Raw genomic sequence first — 18,599 nt, forward strand, 5'->3', positions numbered from 1 at the left:
GAGGCCGGGGCATAATGGAGTTGGCGGCGGTGTGCCGCGGAAGAACTCAGGAGGCTCGGGAATGCAACGTATTCATTGGCAGGATGGAGTTACCCTGCTGACAGGGTTTGCGCTGGCAATAGCCCTGTTTTTTTTCAACGTCACCCCGGCGGACGGTGGAAGCCTGACACCGGCGACTTGGAACTTTGTTCTTGTCGGGATTGCGGCGGCGGCACTCGCTGCCACTGCCCTGTTGAACTTCAATATCTGGGAGGAATGGATTGAGATCGTACTTGGTGCCTGGCTGATCATTTCACCATGGGTTCTGGGCTATTCCAGTGTGGCCATTCTGACCTGGATGGCCGTTATCGGCGGTGCGGTCATCGTCGCGATGGGCGCAACGGTTGTGTATGCTGACTGGCCAATGAAACGGCGGTGACACCTGTCCGGACAGGCTGATGGCGGGGCGGCATTCGGTCTGCCCCGTTTTTTTGGGGGGCACGCGCCCTTGATTGAACGGTGCGCTTCAGCCCGCCAACAGCTTCTTGCGGGTGGTATACTCCTCGGGTTCGATTTCGCCGCGTGCGAAACGCATGTCGAGTTCGGCAAGCGCGCTTTCGCGGCTGCGCGAAGCCTTGCTGTCCTCGTTGCGCCGGACAAACCAGATGATGCCGGCAATGATAAGACCCAGCACGGCCAGCCACAGGATGGACCCGAAGATCATGAACAGGCCATGGCCGTAGCTCCAATCCGGCATATGCCTGTAGCCTTCCACGTCCGCCATTGCAGGGGACGCGAGTACAATTAAGGTGAACGCGAAACGTTGCATGACAGCCTCCGCAGAGAAAGTTGCATAGCTGCAGTCTGAAGAGCCGGAAGGACCGGAGCTTTGATACATGGCAATTCCGGGAGCATTTTGCTCTGAAGAGCGCGGTCCGGTATTGGCGCAAGCGGTGCGGATTTCACGGATCCTGACCCCGGTAGCCAGCGACTGAAAACAGCGAAGGATTGCCGGTCCCAGCTTCCACAACAAAGGTCTCCCCTATTGCGCTCGCTGAAATGCCGGCAATCCCAGACCGATGGCATTCATTGCCGCGCCAGTCCATCGTTCCGCAGCTCCGCGCCTTGCGGCGGTTCGCCTGGGACCCTTACTGGTTTTGGTTCCCTCCATCGATGAAAACAGTATTGCTGGGTCCTGGCCGCACGCCATTGACAGCCGTCAACGAAATGCCAGGAAATTACGCGAGGTCATTGCCGCTGAGGCCAAGCCGGTCCAAACCGGCTTGCAGGTAATCGGCGAAAAGCGGGGTTCCGAGCGGATAGTCAGCGGTGAAGTCGTTGTGCTCCAACTCGGCCAGTTCGCGGAGTTCCTGCCAGTCGCTCTCTTCCCGGCGCAGCCACATGAGGGCGACAAGATCGGTTTGCGCTTCCTCATCGAGATCCGAGATCACGGATCTGAGCTCTTCCTCTGCCGGATCCCGGCCTCAGTCTTCCAGTATGTCTGCGGCAGGGTTGTCGTCGTCCCCGGCATCCTCCGGTGCCGTGCTGGCGCTTTTTCCCATCAGGTCCTGTGCCAGTTCTGTTATGAACCAGACCACCTTGGGCGGCACCCGGAGATCTGCGGTATCCGGTTCGGCGGCAGGCGGTGTTTTTTGAGGGTTCATCGGTCTTCCTTTCGAAATGCGGGTCAGCTCCGGACCGCGGAAAGGCGCATAGCTTTCCGTCAGGTGCTGCCTGCCTTTCAACTCTTGCCCTAGCAGTCGGTGTGATTGCATGGACCGCTGTCACTCCGGGCCTGCTTGACAGCCATCAATGCACAAAGGCCCTCGCGGGCCAGAATGGGTCAGAAGCTTTGGCATGGAGGATACAATGAAGATCAGTGAAGCAATGCATGCCCCTGCAGAGTGGGTCAGCGCTGATACACCTGTCAGTGAAATTGCCGCCCGCATGGCAAAAGATGACATCGGGGCGGTGCCGGTTGGGAAGAATGACAAGCTCATCGGCATGATCACCGACCGCGATCTTGCGACGCGGGTTGTTGCAAAGAACCTTAGCGCCAAGAAGACAAAGGCAGAGGACGTGATGTCGCCTGGCATTGTCTTTTGCCGCACCGAAGAATCCGTGGAGGACGCTGTGCACCTCATGGATCAGAAGAAGATCCGCCGGTTGCCGGTCTTGAACGAGGAAAAACGCTATGTCGGCATGCTCAGCCTTGGCGACGTGGCGCATGCTGCCGGCCTGGAACTCACGGGTGAATTGACCTGGGCGGTGGCCGATCATCACAAATAGGACAGGATGATGCCGCCCGGCCCTTCAGAACGGATCTGGTATGTGGTCATGAACACCAGCCGCGCCCGGATAATCCGGGAGTTGCCCGGCGCCCGCAATCAGGCAGCGGCAGAGATAACGATGCAGTCTGCGCGCCGGAACCTGCGCGACATTCTGCACAACAAACCCACCCGCAGTTTTGCTTCGGCCAGAGATGGCCGAAGATCCGGTGTGGAACCGGGCGCTGACCCCTTGCAGGAGGACGCGCGTGCCTTTCTTAGAGAGGTTCTGGGCTTTCTGGACGAACAGTACCGGCTTCATGCCTTCGATGGGCTGGTACTGATTGCGCCTTCTGGCTGCGTCGGCCTTTGGCGGACTGAACTGCCCGGAACGCTGCGCGAATGTGTGCGCCAGGAATTTCAGAAGAACCTCGTGCGGCTGTCGTCCGGGGAGCTGGCAGCGGCGGTGCGGGCGCTGGTTTCCGGTTGACCGCCATCAATGCCTGCACACCGCGATTCTTCCATAATTTTGTTCGCGGACACGACGCGTTGAGCAGTCGCAGGCAGCCACGTCCCTTGTCCTAGTGTTCCGCAAACTTCTCCGCTGGCCGGGGAAAAGGTTTTCCCCTGTGCCCCTGTCAGCGGAGTTCTTTTGACAAAGGAGAATGCCCATGACCAGGAAAGCCAAAGTTCCCGTTGCCCGCGAGACGGCACCGGCGCAGCGTTCACCCGCGCTCAGCCCTTGGGGCGGCTTTGGAACCCTGCGGGAGGAAATGGAGCGCCTGTTCGATGCCTTCGAGCCGCGCTCATGGTTTAGCCGCGAAGGGCCGGATTTCGGATCCTTGCGCACGGAAATGGCCTTGAGCCCGGCTATCGACCTGACCGAGAACGGCACCGAGTATTCCGTCACCGCGGAATTGCCTGGTCTGGACCCGGAGTCCATCGAGGTGAAGACAAGCAACGGCACATTGTCGATCAGCGGCGAGAAGACGGAGGAAAAGCAGGAGGATGAACCCAGCTACCACCTCAGCGAGCGCCGCTGGGGCAGCTTCTTCCGTTCGGTCAGGCTGCCGGACAATATCGACCAGGATAAGATCAGTGCGACGTTTTCCAATGGCGTGCTGACGGTGCACCTGCCGAAATCCGAGGCAGCCATCGCCTCCGAGAAGAAGATTGCTGTCAAGGCGGCGTGACATCTGAATCCTGCGCCGCCAAGGGGAAGTCTTTCGCGGCGCAGCACGTTGTATGCAGCCCCTGAGACCGCCGCCTTGCGGCGAAGGTATTCCGGCGGTGCAGAAATACCGGATTCAATAACGCAAGTGTGATAGGATGTCTTTGGATCACGCAGTGATTGTAAAAGTGCCACTTGCATGCAGCCAATTGAAATTCTTGTCGTAGATGACGAAGCCGGCGTCAGGGCGGCGCTTCGTCAAGGGCTGGAGCCGGAAGGCTGGACGGTCCGTGAGGCGTGGGACCGCAAGGGGCTGTTTGCAGCGCTTGAGACCTATGAGATAGACCTTGTCACGCTGGACATTGGCCTAGGGCAGCAGGACGGCCTGGAGCTGGCCCGGGAATTGCGGCGGCGGCGCAATATTCCAATCCTCATGATTACCGGGAAAGCCCATCCTTTTGACCGGGTGAGGGGGCTGGAATGCGGTGCCGATGACTATATCGTCAAACCCTTCCATATCCGGGAGGTGGTCCTGAGAACCCGCAAGACGCTGGAACGTTACCGCGGGGCCTCTGATCTGGCGGCGGCGGTCCGTTTTGGCCATTGCGAGTTCGATGTGAAGGCCAGGCTGGTCCGGGACTCGGGTGGCAGCCCCATAGACCTGACCGGTACCGAGTTGCAGCTGCTGGAGCTGTTCTTGCACAATCCCGGGCGCGTCCTGAGCCGGGATGAAATCTCGCAAGAAGTGCTGGGGCGGAAGTGGGCACCCCTCGACAGAACGGTGGACGGCCATGTCGCACGGCTGCGCAGAAAAATCGAGCCCGGCGGTGAAGCGCCGCTGTTGATAAGGTCGGTGCGGGGGGTCGGCTATGTCTTCAGCGGCGAGGTCACTCCTCCTGCTGCACGGTCCTGAGTGCCCGCGAAACGGCCTGAGCCAGCACCTTGAGCGTGTAGGGCTTCCGCAAGAGTTCCGGCCGGTTGTTCATTTCCAGCGCGGCTTCCACGGCCCGGGAAAGGTACCCTGAGGTCAGCAGTACGGCAACTTCGGGGAACAGGCGCCTGACCTCTGCCGCCAGCCCGTAGCCCGACATCCCGCCCGGCATCACGACGTCGGAGAACACCAGATCCACGGGTTCTCCTTCCGATAGCTGCTTCAGGGCAGTGGCGGCATCCGCCGCCTCGGTCACGGCATAGCCAATCGCCTCAAGGCGCTGCAGCGTTGCTTCGCGGACCCTCGGGTCATCTTCCACCACCAGCACCAGCTCGCCGTTTCCGAATTGAATGTCCTTCTGGTCTGCCTGCGGTTCAGCGGCCTGCCGTCCGGTGGCAGGCAGGAACAGAGATACGGATGTACCCTGGCCCGGTTCGGAACTGATGTGAACAAACCCCTCTGCCCGGGCAGCGGCAGCAGCAACGCTGGCCAGCCCCAGCCCGGTTCCCAGACCGCTTCCCTTGGTGGTGAAGAACGGCTCCAGCGCGCGTTTCCTGACGTCGTCGGTCATGCCGGTGCCCCTGTCCGACACGGAGAGCCGGACATACTCGCCGGGCCGCCCGTCCGGATAGCGGCTGGCGGCAGCCTCGTCCAGGGACACATCCGCGGTGCGAATATCGATGCGCCCGCCGTCCGGCTGAGCGTCGCGGGCATTGATCACCAGATTGATCACGGCGCCGTCGAGTTCCGGCGGATCAACTCGGACATAGCAGCCATCGGCACCCGGCAGAAAGCGCAAGGTGGTGGACTCGTTCAGCAAATGCTCCAGCATTGCCCATGTCTTGAGTATATGGCTGTCCAGCTGCAAGACTTCCGGATTGCGGCCGTTTTCCCCTGTCAGGGCCAGCAGCTTTGCGTTGAAATTGCCGCCGGCCTCAGCCGCATCAATCGCGCGCTTCAGAAAGTCTTGAGCATCGCCGCCCGGCACACGCAACGCCGCCAGTTCCAGGTTGGCAAGAATGATCGATAGCAGGTTGTTGAAGTCATGGGCGATCACCCCGGCCAGCTGCCCCGCCGTTTCCAGACGCTGGGCCTTGGCCAGTGCCGCTTGCAATTGCTGACGTTTGGTTTGGTCGATGAGAAGACAGACAAAATGCTCCGGCCGGGCGCCCTTGCCCTTGCCGTTGAAAAAAACCTTGCCGAAAACCTGCAGGTGTTTTTCGCATCCGCTGACCAGCGGACGCAGTTCGCTGCTGATCAAGCCATTCCCATTTGGATCAAGCGCCTGATCGCTCATCGCGCGGAACGCGTCCTGGTCAGCTGGCCGCAAAACCTTCGTCCAACCGGTTAACGTTTTCGGAATATCCTGTTCGCCTATTGCCAGCAGGGACAGGAAGCCGTCTGATGCCTTCACTAAGCCGGTGCGGTAATCGAGTTCGAGTACGCCGATTCCGGTTGCATCCATCGCCTGGAGGAAACGGTCCCTGCTTGCGGTTTCCAATATCCCTGGGTCAGTGACTTGCTGGGACCAGACAACCGCCCCGGCGACCGCGCCGCTGGTGTTCAGGACCGGCTGAACCTGCCTGCGCTCCCACGCGGTGCGGCCGCTTGGGTACTGGTAGCGTTCCGCCTCGCAGGAGGTGCTTTCCCCGGCCAGTGCCTGTGCAATGGCCTTGCGGAACTGCGGCGGCAGATCAGGGAGTTCTTCGTGGTAACACCGCCCCTGAAGGCCGGATCCATCTGCGCCATGATCAAGAGCCCATTGCCGTGACCAGGCAACATAGCGCATCTGCCGGTCGAACATGGCCGCGGCCAGCGGAGATTCTGAAATAAAGGTGGACAGGCGGGCAGACAGCGCCTCGGCGGCGGGTTCAGCATCCTGCGGATCAGGATTGGACATAAGCGCACCTCGTTAAAAACACTCAGCCTTTTTTTGCCGTTCCCAGCCCGCACAATTCTGCACAATTTCCCCCCTGCCGCCGCTGCCTCTGTTCTGCGAGGGTTTTTGCAGGAGCCGGCGGTCCGCCGGGACTGTGTGATGAGTAAAACTTTAAACCACGGGGGGGCAAAATGCCAAACTGCGCCTTTTCTCCAACATCTGCAGGCGGCCTTTGCGAAACCTGTGCCTCAAGGGAAAACGGGCTGTGCCACATGCTCGGCAGCGGATCTCTGTCCCATCTGGCGTCCAGAAGTTTCCGCGCGCATTACAAGCAGGGTGCCAGCATATCGGTTCAGGGGGAAGAGGCCGGGAACATCGGCATTCTCGTTTCCGGCCTGGTCAAGGTTTTTCTGATCACGGAGGATGGCGAGGAGCTGTTGCTCCAGATACTCGGCCCCGGACAGCTGATCGGAGAGCTGAACGCGGTGGAAAACGCCTTCTCCTGGGAAGCTGCTGTCCCGGCGGAGGTGTGCTGGGTGGCCCGCAGCACATTCCAGGATTTCGAGTCTGAAAGACCGCAGATCTTCTTTGCCTATCTTTCTGCACTGGAGCATCAGCTGACCGAGCACCGGCTTTGGGCGGCAGCCTTACGGGGCCGCACGTCGCTTCAGCGCATCGCCTACTGGCTGGTTCAGCAGATGCCAATGGGCACCGGAACGGGCGCGCCGGAAATTGAGGTGATCCTGACACGGCCGGATGTCGCGTCCTTTTTGAACATGACCGTGGAAACGCTCTGCCGCGGGCTGCACCAGCTGGCGGACAGAGGTGTCATAAGCTTGCAGGCATCCAATCGCTTCAGAGTTACAAACACGGGTGAGCTGCAGGCCTTGGCGGATTTCGGCCAACCTCGGACCCGGCCGGCTGCCGAGGCGGTCAAACACTTGCTCCGGGCCGTCCCAAGAGCCGGTTCCCGCGAGAAAAAACGGTTTGGCCCGGGCAGGAAGCGGGTTACCTGCCAGCTTCGGAAGCAAGCCGCATCCACTGCCACGGGTATAGGCAGTTGCCGGCAATGACCTCTGTCAAAGGCTCCGATGCACTGTTTCGGTAGAGTGGAAAAGGATCAAGCAACCCGGAATAGGGGTGTGATTGACTTGGCTGCGGAGCCGGACGCATCAGGCTGAATTCTGCCCGGCTGAGCAATTTTCGGGCTCCATGGTTGAGAATACGTTTCAATTGGAGACTTCGGCACGGTGATCAGGACAAGCAGTCTCATCTGCTTTGACAGCAGCCAAGCTGCGGGCGCGCCCACGGCAATGCCCTGTTGTTGCCGGGCGGGCTTCATTCGCCCGGCTTCATGACTGCGTCAGTTGCCGATGGAAATATGGTCAACCACATTCGAGACGCCCGGTGCTGCCCAGGCTGCGCGTTCAGCCGCGTCACGCTCCGCCAAGGTCCGGACCTGGCCTTCAAGTGTGACTTCCCGGTCATGGACATTGATCCGGATACGCTTCGCTTCCAGTTCCGCATCGCGCCTGAGCGCGTCTTCGATGCGCTGACGCACATCGGCCGGCTTGACCGAAGGGACAATCTGGACCTGATTGGAAACAGCTTTGACACCTGCCAACCCTTGAACAGCTCGTTCCGCGGCCTGCTTTTCATAGTACCATCGGACGTTCCCGGTGAGCGTCACGAGCCCGTTCTCGACTTTTACCTTGATAGCATCTCTGGGTATCGAGCTGTCCCAGCGCAGCGAATTTACCGCCCGTTTCGCGACTTCGTCATCTGCTGTCCTGTGGGCTCCAAACGGCCGCACCTCGATTTCCTGTGCAATGGCCCGCACGCCCTTCACCCTTTTGACGATGTTCTCGGCCGCCAGCTTCTGGGAATAGGTCGGGACATGCCCGGTCAAGGTGACTGTGCCATCTTCAACCGCGATGCCGATGTCAGCGGCATCAATGCTTGGATCATAGTCCAGCTCGTCCAAGATGTCCTGCTTGAGATCGATATCCTTCATCTCATTCATCCTTCAGAGAAACGCGAGTCACTCGCAAACACTGCAGCCAATCTTATGGTTCCGGGGGCATAAGGCATTGATAGCCGACAACGGCGTTCCTGAGGAGGCGGGGCAAAATTCAAAATAATTATATATTTTCAGCCCCTTATGCCCTTCCCTCGTGCATTTTAACGCAGGGTGCTAGGCGTGTTTCCGCTGGTGCGGATGATTTGGTGGGGCAGGCGGATTGATCGGCGAGGATGCAAATGTGAATAACCCCGAGTGCTTCCGTGATCGGTGGTCAAACGTGCCCGGATCAATTGGCCGGGCGTCAGGTGCGACAATTGCCAGAAGCAGAAATCCGGTCCGAGAACGGTATTCACGACAGGCCTTGGCGACGTTTCCGATTTCCTCAGCATAGGCAAGTACGCGCTTCTTGCATGCGATGCCGCTCAGAGCTTCTTTGTTCACGCTGGTTTCTCCTTCGGCTGCAAGACAGATCAAAATCTGTCAGCCGAACTCGGAAACTCCACATTAGCCGGGGTCAGAACTGCCACACCCGATCGAAGCCGCTGCCAGTGCCATGGACCTTTATGGGCGGCAGGCCGTCTCCGGCGACAGCGCATTCCAACGCCCCAGGTGTCTTAGACTGTTTATGGGACGCGCACATAGGCGCCGGGTGCCGAGTAAAGCCTTTTCGGCCGTTTGCTGTCTGTCTTCGATAAGTGCGGTTTCGCCCGCTCGCCCGAGCGTCCAGCCAGCCATGCTACCCACTCAGGCCACCACGAGCCCTTCTTGGGTTTATGCGATGCAATCCACTCGTCCGGCGGCTGATAGAGCGCGCCGGCAGGCCGGTGGCCGATCCTGTAGCGTCGGCCGGGATGTCCTGGTTCGCTCAGGATACCGCCGTTGTGTCCGCCTTTCGTCAGGACGAATGTAAGATCGCCGTCAGTAAACAAGCGCATCTTGAAGACCGACTTCCAGGGCGCGATGTGATCGGTCTCGGTCCCCACAACGAACATCGGCACGCGAATATCCTTGAGCGCCACGACCCTGCCTTCGACAGCGAAGCGCCCCGCACTCAACCGGTTTTCAAGAAACAGCCCGCGCAGGTATTCGGAGTGCATCCTGGCAGGCATGCGCGTGGTGTCATTGTTCCAGACCGTGATGTCGCTAGGCAGGTCGTCTTCGCCCAGAAAATAGCGTCGCACTGCGCGTGAGTAGATCAGATCCTCGGCCCGGATTGAGGTGAAGGTGCGAGTCATCTGCGGCCGGTCGAGGTAGCCCTGCAGCCACATCAGATCTTCGACGAAGGCGACCTGGCTGTCATCGATGAAAAGCAGGAGTTCGCCCGCCTCGGCGAAATCGACCTGCGCGGCCATAAAGGTCAGGCTCGCTAATCGGTCGTCCGCATTCCGCGCCATGACGGCCGCTGCGATGGCCAGAAGCGTCCCGCCAAGGCAGTAGCCATTCACATGGACCTTTCGTTCCGGCAGAATGGACCCGATCACATCGAGCGCCGTCATGATGCCCCTGAGACGGTAATCTTCAAGCGACAGATCAGCTTGGCCGGCGCCGGGATTGACCCATGAGATCATGAAGACGGTAAAGCCCTGTTCCACGAGGTAGCGCACCATGGAGTTCCTGGGCGACAGGTCGAGGATGTAAAATTTCATGATCCAAGCCGGGACGAAGAGAACCGGTTCCGGATGCACGAGGTCTGTTGCCGGCTTATACTGTATCAATTCGAAAAGCTCGTTCCTGAAAACCACGTCGCCTGGTGTGCAGGCCAGGTCCTTGCCGATCTCGAAACCTTCGGGCGCCGGCTTATGGTTTTGCGTCACGGTATGGTTGAAATCCTCCCAGAAGTGGTGTGATCCTTCGATGATGTTCCGGCCGCCTTCCTTCATCGTCCGTTCGATGATTTCGGGGTTCGACCACGGGAAATTCGATGGCGAGAAAAGATCAAGGGCCTGGCGCACCTGGAACCGGGCGCGGTCGGCGTCCCGTCTGGCAAGTCCCGGCATCTCTCCCGTTGCCGCTTCCCACCAGTCCTGGGTCGCAAGGAAGGCCTGTTGCCATACGGAGAAGGGCGCCTTCTTCCAGCCATCGGCCTCGAAGCGGTGATCGAAGCTTCGCGGTTTGAACGGTGGCGTGCCGGTCAGGTTCGATGCTGACAACCCGACCTTTGCCGCGTTGTTCAATGCCCGCTCCGCCAATTCCAGCTGCCGGCCGGGAGACCTGCTGAGATGCAGCGCCCAGTCCATCCAAGTGGCCATGATCGAATGAGGCGACACGCCGGCCGTGACGCGCGCCAAGGCCGCGCGGGTTGCACGGTCCAGCTTTTCATAAGGGTGCATAGGCTGCGGTTCTGACGGAGCGGCCACCCGGCAACTTTCAAGCTTGGCAGTTTTCTTTGCTGCCGAAGGGTTCGCTTTGGAGTGTTTGACCATGACTTCTGGTTGCCTAGTGTACGGGAAGGACCGCAAGGCCGGTCCGTCCAGCAAGAATTCGCATGTTGCCGGTCAGCATTTTCTGTCATGCGCGTGAGTGCTCGCAGATGCCCGTGACGACATTGCCAGAGACATTGCGCCGTCAGAAATGATGGAGAGATGCGAGGACTTTGCGCGCGCTGCCGCAGACAATAGCTGGCATCTGCCAGGGACAGACTTCCGGTCGGCCCAGACAGGGAAGGTTGCGTTTTTCATAATCGTGATCCCATGCAGTCAAGGGAATGGTAGCCTTTGACCGCGCGCGCGCCTTGACGGCCATCAATTGTATTCCTGGGTTGCGACGTATCACGAGATTGTTAGGCTGGCCCGTCTGATACAAATGCTGCCAGATTGCCTTCTTCCTTTGATGCGGAAGGCTTCAAGAGGGTCTCTGCGAGATAAGTACGGGAGGTAAAGAGCCGTTGACCCGGATATGACCACCGGAAGATAACTGTCAGGCGGGTCACCTCTTTACAAAAAGACCCGGGTTAGATCTCGGCGGGGAACAGCAAACTGGCACCTGATAGAACATGACTGTCGAAATCATACTGGTTCTGGCCTTTCTTTCATTGACGATCCTTTTCTTCGCGATGGAGTGGTTGCCGGTCGACGTCGTTACGCTGTCCCTCCTTGCGGCTCTCGTCGTTTCGGGCGTCCTGACACCTGCCGAGGCTTTCTCCGGTTTCGCGAACGAGATGGTGATCATTCTGGCTTCGGTGTTTGTATTATCCAGCGCTTTAATCAAATCCGGTGTGATGGAATGGCTTAGCGGCAGCATTCGGAACTTGGGCGGCAAGACGGAATGGCGCGGAATGGGCATGTTGCTGACCATCGCTGCCGCTGCTTCCGCCTTTTTGAGCAACACGGTTGCAACCGCAATACTTATGCCAGCCGTGCTCCAGATCGCAAGAAACGCACAGGCCAGCCCGAGCCGGTTTCTCATGCCGGTGGCATACGCTTCGATCCTTGGAGGAGCTTGCACGTTGGTCGGGACGTCGACGAACATCGCGGGAAGCGCCATGGCAGCACAGTTGGGGCTTGAACCGTTCTCAATGTTCGAATTTCTGGGAATTGGCCTTTTAATGGCGGCCTGCGGCATCGTTTGGCTGGTGTTATTTGGCAGCCGTCTAGTGCCGTCTCGTGCTCCGGTGGAACTTGAGGATGAATTTGGGAAACCTGATTATCTGTCGGCACTCGTGGTTCCGCCAGGGTCACGTGCCGAGGGGCGGACGATTGGCGAACTCAAGCTAGGGGCGTTCAATGTGACCGCGCTTGCAGCTGTTCAGGCCGGCAAGCGCCTGCGCCCTCATCACCGGCGCAAGCTGCATGAGGGGGATCTCCTGATTGTGAGAGCTTCGCGCCAAGACCTGCTTCGCGCCGAAGCGCAACTCGGATTGGTAATTGATGCCACTCAGCATTTCTCCGTGCAGGACCTTCAACCCGAAGAGATCGCTATGGCAGAGGCGGTTCTGCTGTCGCAATCAAACTTAGTTGGCCGAACCCTGAGACAAATAAATTTTCACCGCAGATACGGTGTCACCGTCGTGGCAATTCACCGCCCTGGTCACGCCCGGCCGGCCAAGATTGAAAACCTGCGGCTTCAGGTCGGGGATGTTCTTTTGCTGCAAGGCGCACGGGAGGAACTGGAGAACTTGAAGGGAAACCGCAATCTTTGGGGCCTATTGGAAGTGGAGAGCAGGATCCTCACACATCAGCAAGGAGCGATTGTTATAGGTATAGTAGCAATCGCCGTATTTATTGGTGCATCAGGCTTTCTGCCCTTATCGGTTTCGCTGCTGTTGGCTGCGTTGGTGCTTGTCATGGCGCGGTTTGTCACCATGGAAGAAGCGTACCGGTTCATCGAATGGCGCCTTCTTATTCTAATCGCCGGACTCACCAGTTTTGGAGGGGCCATGGTCAAGACGGGTGCTGCGGCCTATCTGGCGGACTTGATCGTAAGCGCAACCCTGCCGTTCGGTGTCACTGCCTCCATGGCGGCTTTCGCGGTTCTCACCATCCTTCTAACGCAGCCGATGTCCAACGCGGCAGCCGCATTGACGGTGTTACCAGTAGCCACGGCTTCGGCCGAAGCCTTGGGTGTTGATGCGCGATCTCTGGTGGTTCTGGTCACCCTAGCGGCCTCGCTTTCCTTCATCACGCCGTTCGAGCCCGCCTGTTTGCTCGTTTATGGACCGGGACGCTACCATTTCCGGGACTTTGTCCGGGCCGGTCTGCCGCTCACAATAATCTGCCTCACTCTTTTGCTGATACTTGTTCCGGTGTTCTGGCCGCTTTGAATGCTCCCCTGAACTCCGTTTTTTCGGGTGTATGGGTGCTTTCCGGTGGGCATTTCCGATGGGCGCGTAAAGGGCCAAGCCGTCTGCGCCAGCCACAGCAGCAGAATTATCGTTCAGGGGGCATCACGCACCGATGGCCGACAGCAGCTCTTCCGGAGCGACCGGGCGAGACTTTCATTAATGTAATTTTTGCAAATGCTTATGTCTGATTCACTTGTGCTTCGGCGCGTGTTGCGAAGCCTGTCACTGCTGGTCTGCGCGGATCAGTGTTTCCGCTGCCGGCGCCACCGCGGTGGAGTTTCCGAAGGACGGATCGGTGCTGGCCGTTCTCATAGCGGCTGGCGGGCGGTCCGGCGCTGCAACAAAACCGAGCTGACGGATGGCGCCGCCAGCCAGCGATCCTTACTCAGCGCGGGCAGCTGAGGTTACCCGTCAGGCGAGCCCTGGCGACTTTAAAACGGGGATTATCCGGCGCCGGCTAGGGAAACGGCCGTGGCATAGGGGCCTTTTTCACCCTCCATTGCGCGAAACCGGAGCCGCGTGCCCTTAGCAAGCTGGTCCCACACATCCGCAGTCAGCGCATCCTGCTGAAAGTACACCTCGCGCCCGTCGTCAGCGCGGATGTATCCATAGCCAAGCTCCTTTTCCAGCAGCGAGATGCAGCCATGCAGCACTGGCGGATGGTGCTTGACCTTAATGGCCGCCATTGTCTTCTTCTGCCGTTTCAGCAGCTTCTCGGCGGCGGAAAACGCCCGGTTCAAGGCAAGCGCCAAGTCTTCCCTGGCGCTGCCCTTGGCCGATGTCCGGGTTACCGTAATGTCTGGGCCTGGCACACTGAGTGTGAGCCGGACACGGTACTCCCGTCCGGTAACCTTGCGTTTCTGAGGCGCTTCAATGACGGTTTCGCAACCAACGATCCTGTTGTTGATCCGCTCAAGGGCCTCCACCCGCCTGGCGACCAGTGCATCCACCGATGGCGAGGGATCGACATTGCGGTATGTTACAACTGGCTCAGTTTGCATTTCGGACCCCCTTTGCAATTTCAGTGTGCCGCTGGATGGCCGAACACTACTGCTCAATAACAGGGCCGGGTGTAGTAGGTTCCGTCTCCGCGCGCGTAGGCGCACCGCCCGGCTGCATTGTTCTGCGCCACCAAAGTTCCGGCGGCCGCGCCGGCCAGCGCCGCGATCAGCCGCCAATCATCATCTGCCTTCAGCGCATCAGCCGTAATCAGGCCGGCCGCTGCGCCAGCAGTTATTCCGACAACGGTACGCTGTTCGGGAGTGAGATTTTCGCACGCAGGGAGGAGTCCCAAGGCGATCAGCAAGGATGCAATCCTGTTCTTTAGCCGCATTTGCTTACCTCCAACGTATTTCGCATTTGACCAACGGAACAAAAAATTACTGCAGCGCCGGATTACCCCTGCCGTACGCGGCGCTCCAGCCCCGACATCCTTGCGGCCGGCTTTCCAGCCCGGCTATGCCGGGGAAGGGAAATCATCGGCACTTCATAGTGTTGGATGAGGGCTGTGGATTGCAGGCCGCCGCAATCCAAACGGACCTCTTTCGCCGCCGTTGATTGTGAGACACTTTCCGGTCCCTCCTCCTGTCCGGTCTTGGGTCCAGAATGTCCCTTGCCAGTCAGGTGGTCATTGACCGCCGTCAACCTGAGTTCCCGCAGTCGCGGCGGAAGAACGGCCAGGCGGAGCCGCATGTTGCTGCGCATCAATTCGAGCAGGTCCTTGCTGTGATAAACTTAGAGTGTGCTGCGGCTGACGCGGACCATTGTGGCGCTAGTGCATATAGCGGGTGAGGGGGCAATGGAGAAATGACGCACAAGAAAATGCTGTTTCATTCACAGGCACGCGAAAAACTTCTTCGGGGCACAACTGCTCTTGCAGAAGCCGTGCGCGTAACGCTGGGGCCGCGCTCGAAATCCGTTCTGCTGCAAAAGGCATATGGGGCACCGCTTGTTTGCGATGACGGTGTGACCATAGCAAAAGAGGTCGTCTTGGAAGACCCGGAGGAGAACCTGGGCGCGCAGCTGCTCAGGCAAGCCGCCGAGAAGACAGGGGATGCTGTTGGAGACGGTACAAGCACTGCAACACTTCTGGCGCATGCAAATCTTTGCTGATGGCACCCGCAACATCGTCGCCGGTGCCAGCGGCGTTGGCATCCGGCGCGGGCTTGACCGGGGGCTGGCTGCGGCAACCAAAGCGCTGCAAGAACTGTCCCGCCCTGTCAGGTCCCGCACCGAGAAAGCCCAGGTCGCGGCGATTTCGGCGCATAATGATATGGCGGTGGGCGAGATGATCGCCGATGCGATGGAAAAGGTCGGTGATGACGGCATCGTCTCGCTGGAGGAATCGCGGACAACCGAAACCGTTCTGGAAGTGGTCGAAGGCATGCAATTCGACCGCGGCTATATTTCGCCCTATTTTGTGACCGACCCTGACAAGATGGAAGCGGTGCTTGAGGACGCCCTGATCCTGATCTGCGACAGAAAGATCGCCAACCTGAACGATCTGGTGCCGCTGCTGGAAGATATTTCCAAGAGCAGCAAACCGATCCTGCTGATCGCAGAGGACGTGTCGGGCGAAGCGCTTGCGACGCTTGTCGTCAACCAGCTGCGCGGGGTGTTCCGCTGCATTGCCGTCAAGGCGCCCGGTTTCGGCGACCGGCGCAAGGCCATGCTGCAGGACATAGCAACGCTGACCGGTGCCCAGATGATCTCAGAGGAACTGGGGCTGAAACTGAAAAACGCGGGGCTTACTGATCTGGGGGCTGCGCAACGCGTCGTTGCAGACAATGGCACGACCACGATTATTGGCGGGGCTGGCGATCCCAAGGCGATCAGCGATCGGGTGGCGCAGATCCGGGCTCAGATAGGGAAAACAACCAGCGACTACGACCGGGAGAAACTGGAGGAAAGGCTGGCCAAGCTTTCGGGCGGGGTGGCGGTGATCCGGGTGGGCGCGCTGACCGAGGCGGAAATGAAGAACAAGAAGGAGGCCCTGGACGACGCCATCAATGCCACCAAGGCGGCCGTAGCCGAAGGCATCGTTCCCGGCGGCGGGCTTGCACTTTTGCGCTGCACCGGGGCGGTGCAGGCCGAAGAAGCCAATGCGGAAGGCGATGAGAAGACCGGCCTTGAAATCCTGCGCCACGCCTTGAGCGCCCCAACGCGCCGGATTGCAGAAAACTCCGCTGTCGACGGCGGGGTTGTCGTTGCAGAGATGTTGAAGGGCACGGGCAGCCATGGCTATGACGCCGCGCGCAACGAATATGTCGACCTGTTGGAGGCGGGCATCGTGGACCCGACAAAGGTTGTGCGGATTGCATTGGAAAACGCGGTTTCGGTGGCTGGTGTCCTGCTCCTGACGGAGGCGACAATGACGGAAGTGAAAGATCCCGAAGACAAAGCGCAGGTGCCTCAAGGCCTGGCATTTTGAGCGCTGATAGAAGAGCTTGGCCGGAAAGCATGCCGGCAGCCCTGGACAGGTTCCAGCAGCTGCTCAGTTGTGTGTGATAACGTGGCCTTGTTCTTTGCCCGAAAGGAACGGACCTTGATCAAACAAAGATATGAGGATTGCTACGCCAGAATGCGGCCCGAAACTCCGGACTATCGCTCGCGCCCGAAGCCATTGTGCGGATTGACCAACGGCCTGTCATGCACCAGCTATCGAACTGGCCTGTCTGGGCGGAGCTGATCAGGTTTACTACAGATTTTGGCTGCGAGGATCATATGAACCAAATAAATTCTATCATAACAGTTGTTTGCATACAGCTTGCTTTGGTTATCAGCGGGTGTACTCCCAGTCAGACCGTCGCGCGAACGGATGCAAGGCATGGCAAGGCGCTCTTTGCTGAAAAATGCGCGGAATGCCACGGCAGCGGAGGTTTGGGAGCAGGGCCGGCATCGCTTGGACCGGGACAGAGAGCGCCGGCGCTGACATTGCTGTCGGCGCGCAACGGCGGAGAATTCCCTCGCGACTATGTTATGGGGGTCATCGATGGCTACGAGCGGAGGAACCATCCCCCAGCCGCCATGCCTGAGTTTGGCGCCGGAGATCTGGGGCCTGTAATATTGGTCGAGAAAGACGACTTGGCCACGCCCATTCCTGCGGATCTTCTGGCACTGGCCAGTTACCTGCAGAGTATTCAAGAATAAGCGGCCCGAACTGTGGTGTTTCCCAAAGGCAGAAGGCTTCTCGATAAGGATGATCCAATCTGAACTAATAATTTCAGTTGGGGTGTTGTTTACAGTTGGCCTTTTTGCCGACCAAATAGGGCGCAGAAGCAAAGTCCCGCGGGTAACGCTGCTGCTGGCCTGCGGCATGCTTGCATCCGCGTTCGACCTTGTTCCCGAGCAACTGGCAGACCTTTCGGAAACTGCGACGGTGATTGCACTTTCGATGGTTGCATTTTTGCTGGGCGGGTCGTTCAAGGCCGACACGCTGAAAGCGCATGGCGCCGCGATCCTCTGCATCTCATTGGCAATCATTTTGACGACGCTGCTTTTGGTTACATCGGGATTGTTCCTATTGGGCGCGGACCCGGCGCTCGCTTTGGTTCTGGCCAGTGTGGCGACGGCGACCGCTCCGGCGACGACACTTGATGTGATCCGGCAGTCAGGTGTTTCCAACGGGTTTACTCAGACCATCCGGGGGATCGTTGCAGTGGATGATGCCTGGGGTTTGCTGGCATTCAGTATTTGCCTGGCCGTCGCAACCCAGGTGGCGGGGTCTGAAGCGGAATTGCGCGTCTCTGTTGTGCATGAGATCGGCGGTGCGTTGATACTTGGCTGCCTGATAGGCCTGCCGGCCGTGTTTCTTACCGGCCGGATCGACGCGGGCGAGCCTTTGCTTGTCGAAGCACTGTCTGTGGCGTTTCTTACAGCCGGCCTGGCGGTTTGGCTGGGTGTGTCCTTCCTGATCACAGGCATGACTGCAGGAGCGCTGGTTGCAAACTTCGCCCGCCATCACCGCAGAGCGTTTCACGAAATCGAGCATATCCAGTGGCCGTTCATGATTGTTTTTTTCATTCTTGCAGGCGCTGCTTTGGATACCTCCTCAATTTCCAAACTGGGTGTATTGGGGGCGGTGCTTGTCGTTCTGCGCATTGCGGCAAGGCTGCTGGGAGGATGGCTTGGCGCGGCCGTTGCAAAGGTCCCGAAACCCAAGCGCGGGCTTTACGGTGCCGCGCTTCTGCCGCAGGCCGGCGTGGCAATCGGCATGGCGCTTTTGGCCGGACAGGCGCTTCCGCAGTGGAAAGACCAGATTATGGGTTTGACGATTGGGGCCACCGTTGTTTTTGAGATTATCGGACCTTTCGCGACGATGTGGGCACTGAAAAAGTCGGATCAGGTCTGATTTGTCCTAAGTACAGCACTCGCCCATGCGAATGATGCCCAAGCCGCGATCCCTAAGGTTCGGCCCCTAATGCCTGCAAGGTATTTTGAACTGCACAAGGTTTGCCCCCGATGACCGCACTGACGCCTGTGAGCGGCGCCGTGGAGTCTGATCAGAATACCGCCTTGCTATAAACATTTGGCTTCCTGCATTTGCAGGTCCGCCTCAGCCTGCGGGCCG

General features: G+C 59.1%; 16 protein-coding genes and 2 pseudogenes. 10 read left to right on the forward strand and 8 right to left on the reverse strand.

Translation table 11 applies throughout. The features are described from left to right. Positions 1-61 precede the first annotated feature (61 nt). The gene (locus KUW17_RS21945) at positions 62-418 is read left to right on the forward strand and encodes an SPW repeat protein (protein ID WP_222482445.1); all 357 of its coding nucleotides are present in this window, start codon (positions 62-64) and stop codon (positions 416-418) included. Between the two features lie 87 nt (positions 419-505). Here the strand turns inward: KUW17_RS21945 and KUW17_RS21950 are convergent, their stop codons facing one another. The 3 genes and pseudogenes from KUW17_RS21950 to KUW17_RS21960 all read right to left on the reverse strand — a co-directional run bounded on the left by KUW17_RS21950 (position 506) and on the right by KUW17_RS21960 (position 1,643). Beyond that, entirely contained in the window at positions 506-808 is a 303-nt protein-coding gene (locus KUW17_RS21950) for an SHOCT domain-containing protein (RefSeq protein WP_222482446.1), read from the reverse strand. 409 nt (positions 809-1,217) lie between these two features. Continuing rightward, positions 1,218-1,436: pseudogene (locus KUW17_RS21955) on the reverse strand (DUF3775 domain-containing protein); the annotation flags it as partial. A 27-nt stretch (positions 1,437-1,463) separates the two neighbouring features. Continuing rightward, positions 1,464-1,643 (reverse strand): hypothetical protein, encoded by a 180-nt coding sequence (locus KUW17_RS21960; protein ID WP_222482448.1) that lies wholly within the window; start codon positions 1,641-1,643, stop codon positions 1,464-1,466. 205 nt (positions 1,644-1,848) lie between these two features. Between KUW17_RS21960 and KUW17_RS21965 the strand changes: the two genes are divergently transcribed. From KUW17_RS21965 to KUW17_RS21980, 4 genes are all read left to right on the forward strand, one after another. Continuing rightward, positions 1,849-2,268: a CBS domain-containing protein gene (locus KUW17_RS21965; protein ID WP_222482449.1), complete on the forward strand. Its 420-nt coding sequence runs from the start codon at positions 1,849-1,851 to the stop codon at positions 2,266-2,268. Between the two features lie 9 nt (positions 2,269-2,277). Then, entirely contained in the window at positions 2,278-2,736 is a 459-nt protein-coding gene (locus KUW17_RS21970; RefSeq protein ID WP_226431203.1) for a host attachment protein, read from the forward strand. 181 nt (positions 2,737-2,917) lie between these two features. Beyond that, positions 2,918-3,439 (forward strand): Hsp20/alpha crystallin family protein, encoded by a 522-nt coding sequence (locus KUW17_RS21975; RefSeq protein WP_222482451.1) that lies wholly within the window; start codon positions 2,918-2,920, stop codon positions 3,437-3,439. 177 nt (positions 3,440-3,616) lie between these two features. Then, a complete protein-coding gene (locus tag KUW17_RS21980) occupies positions 3,617-4,330 on the forward strand; it encodes a response regulator transcription factor (RefSeq protein ID WP_222482452.1) in 714 nt (237 codons plus the stop codon). Here KUW17_RS21980 and KUW17_RS21985 read toward each other — a convergent pair. Then, positions 4,305-6,248, reverse strand: coding sequence for an ATP-binding protein (locus KUW17_RS21985; protein WP_261397356.1), 1,944 nt, complete (start codon positions 6,246-6,248; stop codon positions 4,305-4,307). The two genes, KUW17_RS21980 and KUW17_RS21985, sit on opposite strands and share 26 nt — an antisense overlap. 251 nt (positions 6,249-6,499) lie before the next feature. Here KUW17_RS21985 and KUW17_RS21990 point away from each other — a divergent pair, with 251 nt between their 5' ends. Next, positions 6,500-7,300 (forward strand): Crp/Fnr family transcriptional regulator, encoded by an 801-nt coding sequence (locus tag KUW17_RS21990; protein WP_222482454.1) that lies wholly within the window; start codon positions 6,500-6,502, stop codon positions 7,298-7,300. 290 nt (positions 7,301-7,590) lie between these two features. On the opposite strand, the gene KUW17_RS21995 is transcribed toward KUW17_RS21990, so the two are convergent. Then, positions 7,591-8,241, reverse strand: coding sequence for a BON domain-containing protein (locus tag KUW17_RS21995; protein WP_222482455.1), 651 nt, complete (start codon positions 8,239-8,241; stop codon positions 7,591-7,593). A 632-nt stretch (positions 8,242-8,873) separates the two neighbouring features. Then, positions 8,874-10,673: a PHA/PHB synthase family protein gene (locus KUW17_RS22000; RefSeq protein ID WP_222482456.1), complete on the reverse strand. Its 1,800-nt coding sequence runs from the start codon at positions 10,671-10,673 to the stop codon at positions 8,874-8,876. Between the two features lie 569 nt (positions 10,674-11,242). On the opposite strand from KUW17_RS22000, the gene KUW17_RS22005 reads away from it, so the two are divergent. Then, entirely contained in the window at positions 11,243-13,009 is a 1,767-nt protein-coding gene (locus KUW17_RS22005; protein ID WP_222482457.1) for an SLC13 family permease, read from the forward strand. A 464-nt stretch (positions 13,010-13,473) separates the two neighbouring features. On the opposite strand, the gene KUW17_RS22010 is transcribed toward KUW17_RS22005, so the two are convergent. Then, positions 13,474-14,031, reverse strand: coding sequence for an HPF/RaiA family ribosome-associated protein (locus tag KUW17_RS22010; RefSeq protein WP_222482458.1), 558 nt, complete (start codon positions 14,029-14,031; stop codon positions 13,474-13,476). A gap of 53 nt (positions 14,032-14,084) precedes the next feature. Further along, complete coding sequence (locus KUW17_RS22015; protein WP_222482459.1) at positions 14,085-14,363, reverse strand: glycine zipper 2TM domain-containing protein; 279 nt, start codon at positions 14,361-14,363, stop codon at positions 14,085-14,087. Positions 14,364-14,836: 473 nt separating this feature from the next. Between KUW17_RS22015 and groL the strand changes: the two are divergent. The 3 genes and pseudogenes from groL to KUW17_RS22030 all read left to right on the forward strand — a co-directional run bounded on the left by groL (position 14,837) and on the right by KUW17_RS22030 (position 18,380). Further along, a pseudogene (groL, locus tag KUW17_RS22020) lies at positions 14,837-16,460 on the forward strand (chaperonin GroEL). A gap of 218 nt (positions 16,461-16,678) precedes the next feature. Then, a complete protein-coding gene (locus KUW17_RS22025) occupies positions 16,679-17,179 on the forward strand; it encodes a c-type cytochrome (RefSeq protein ID WP_222482460.1) in 501 nt (166 codons plus the stop codon). A gap of 49 nt (positions 17,180-17,228) precedes the next feature. Beyond that, on the forward strand, positions 17,229-18,380 hold the full coding sequence (locus KUW17_RS22030; RefSeq protein ID WP_222482461.1) for a cation:proton antiporter: 1,152 nt from the start codon (positions 17,229-17,231) through the stop codon (positions 18,378-18,380). The last annotated feature ends 219 nt before the right edge of the window (positions 18,381-18,599 follow it).

The organism is Leisingera aquaemixtae (genome assembly GCF_019801145.1).
In the GTDB taxonomy this organism is placed as follows: domain Bacteria; phylum Pseudomonadota; class Alphaproteobacteria; order Rhodobacterales; family Rhodobacteraceae; genus Leisingera; species Leisingera aquaemixtae_A.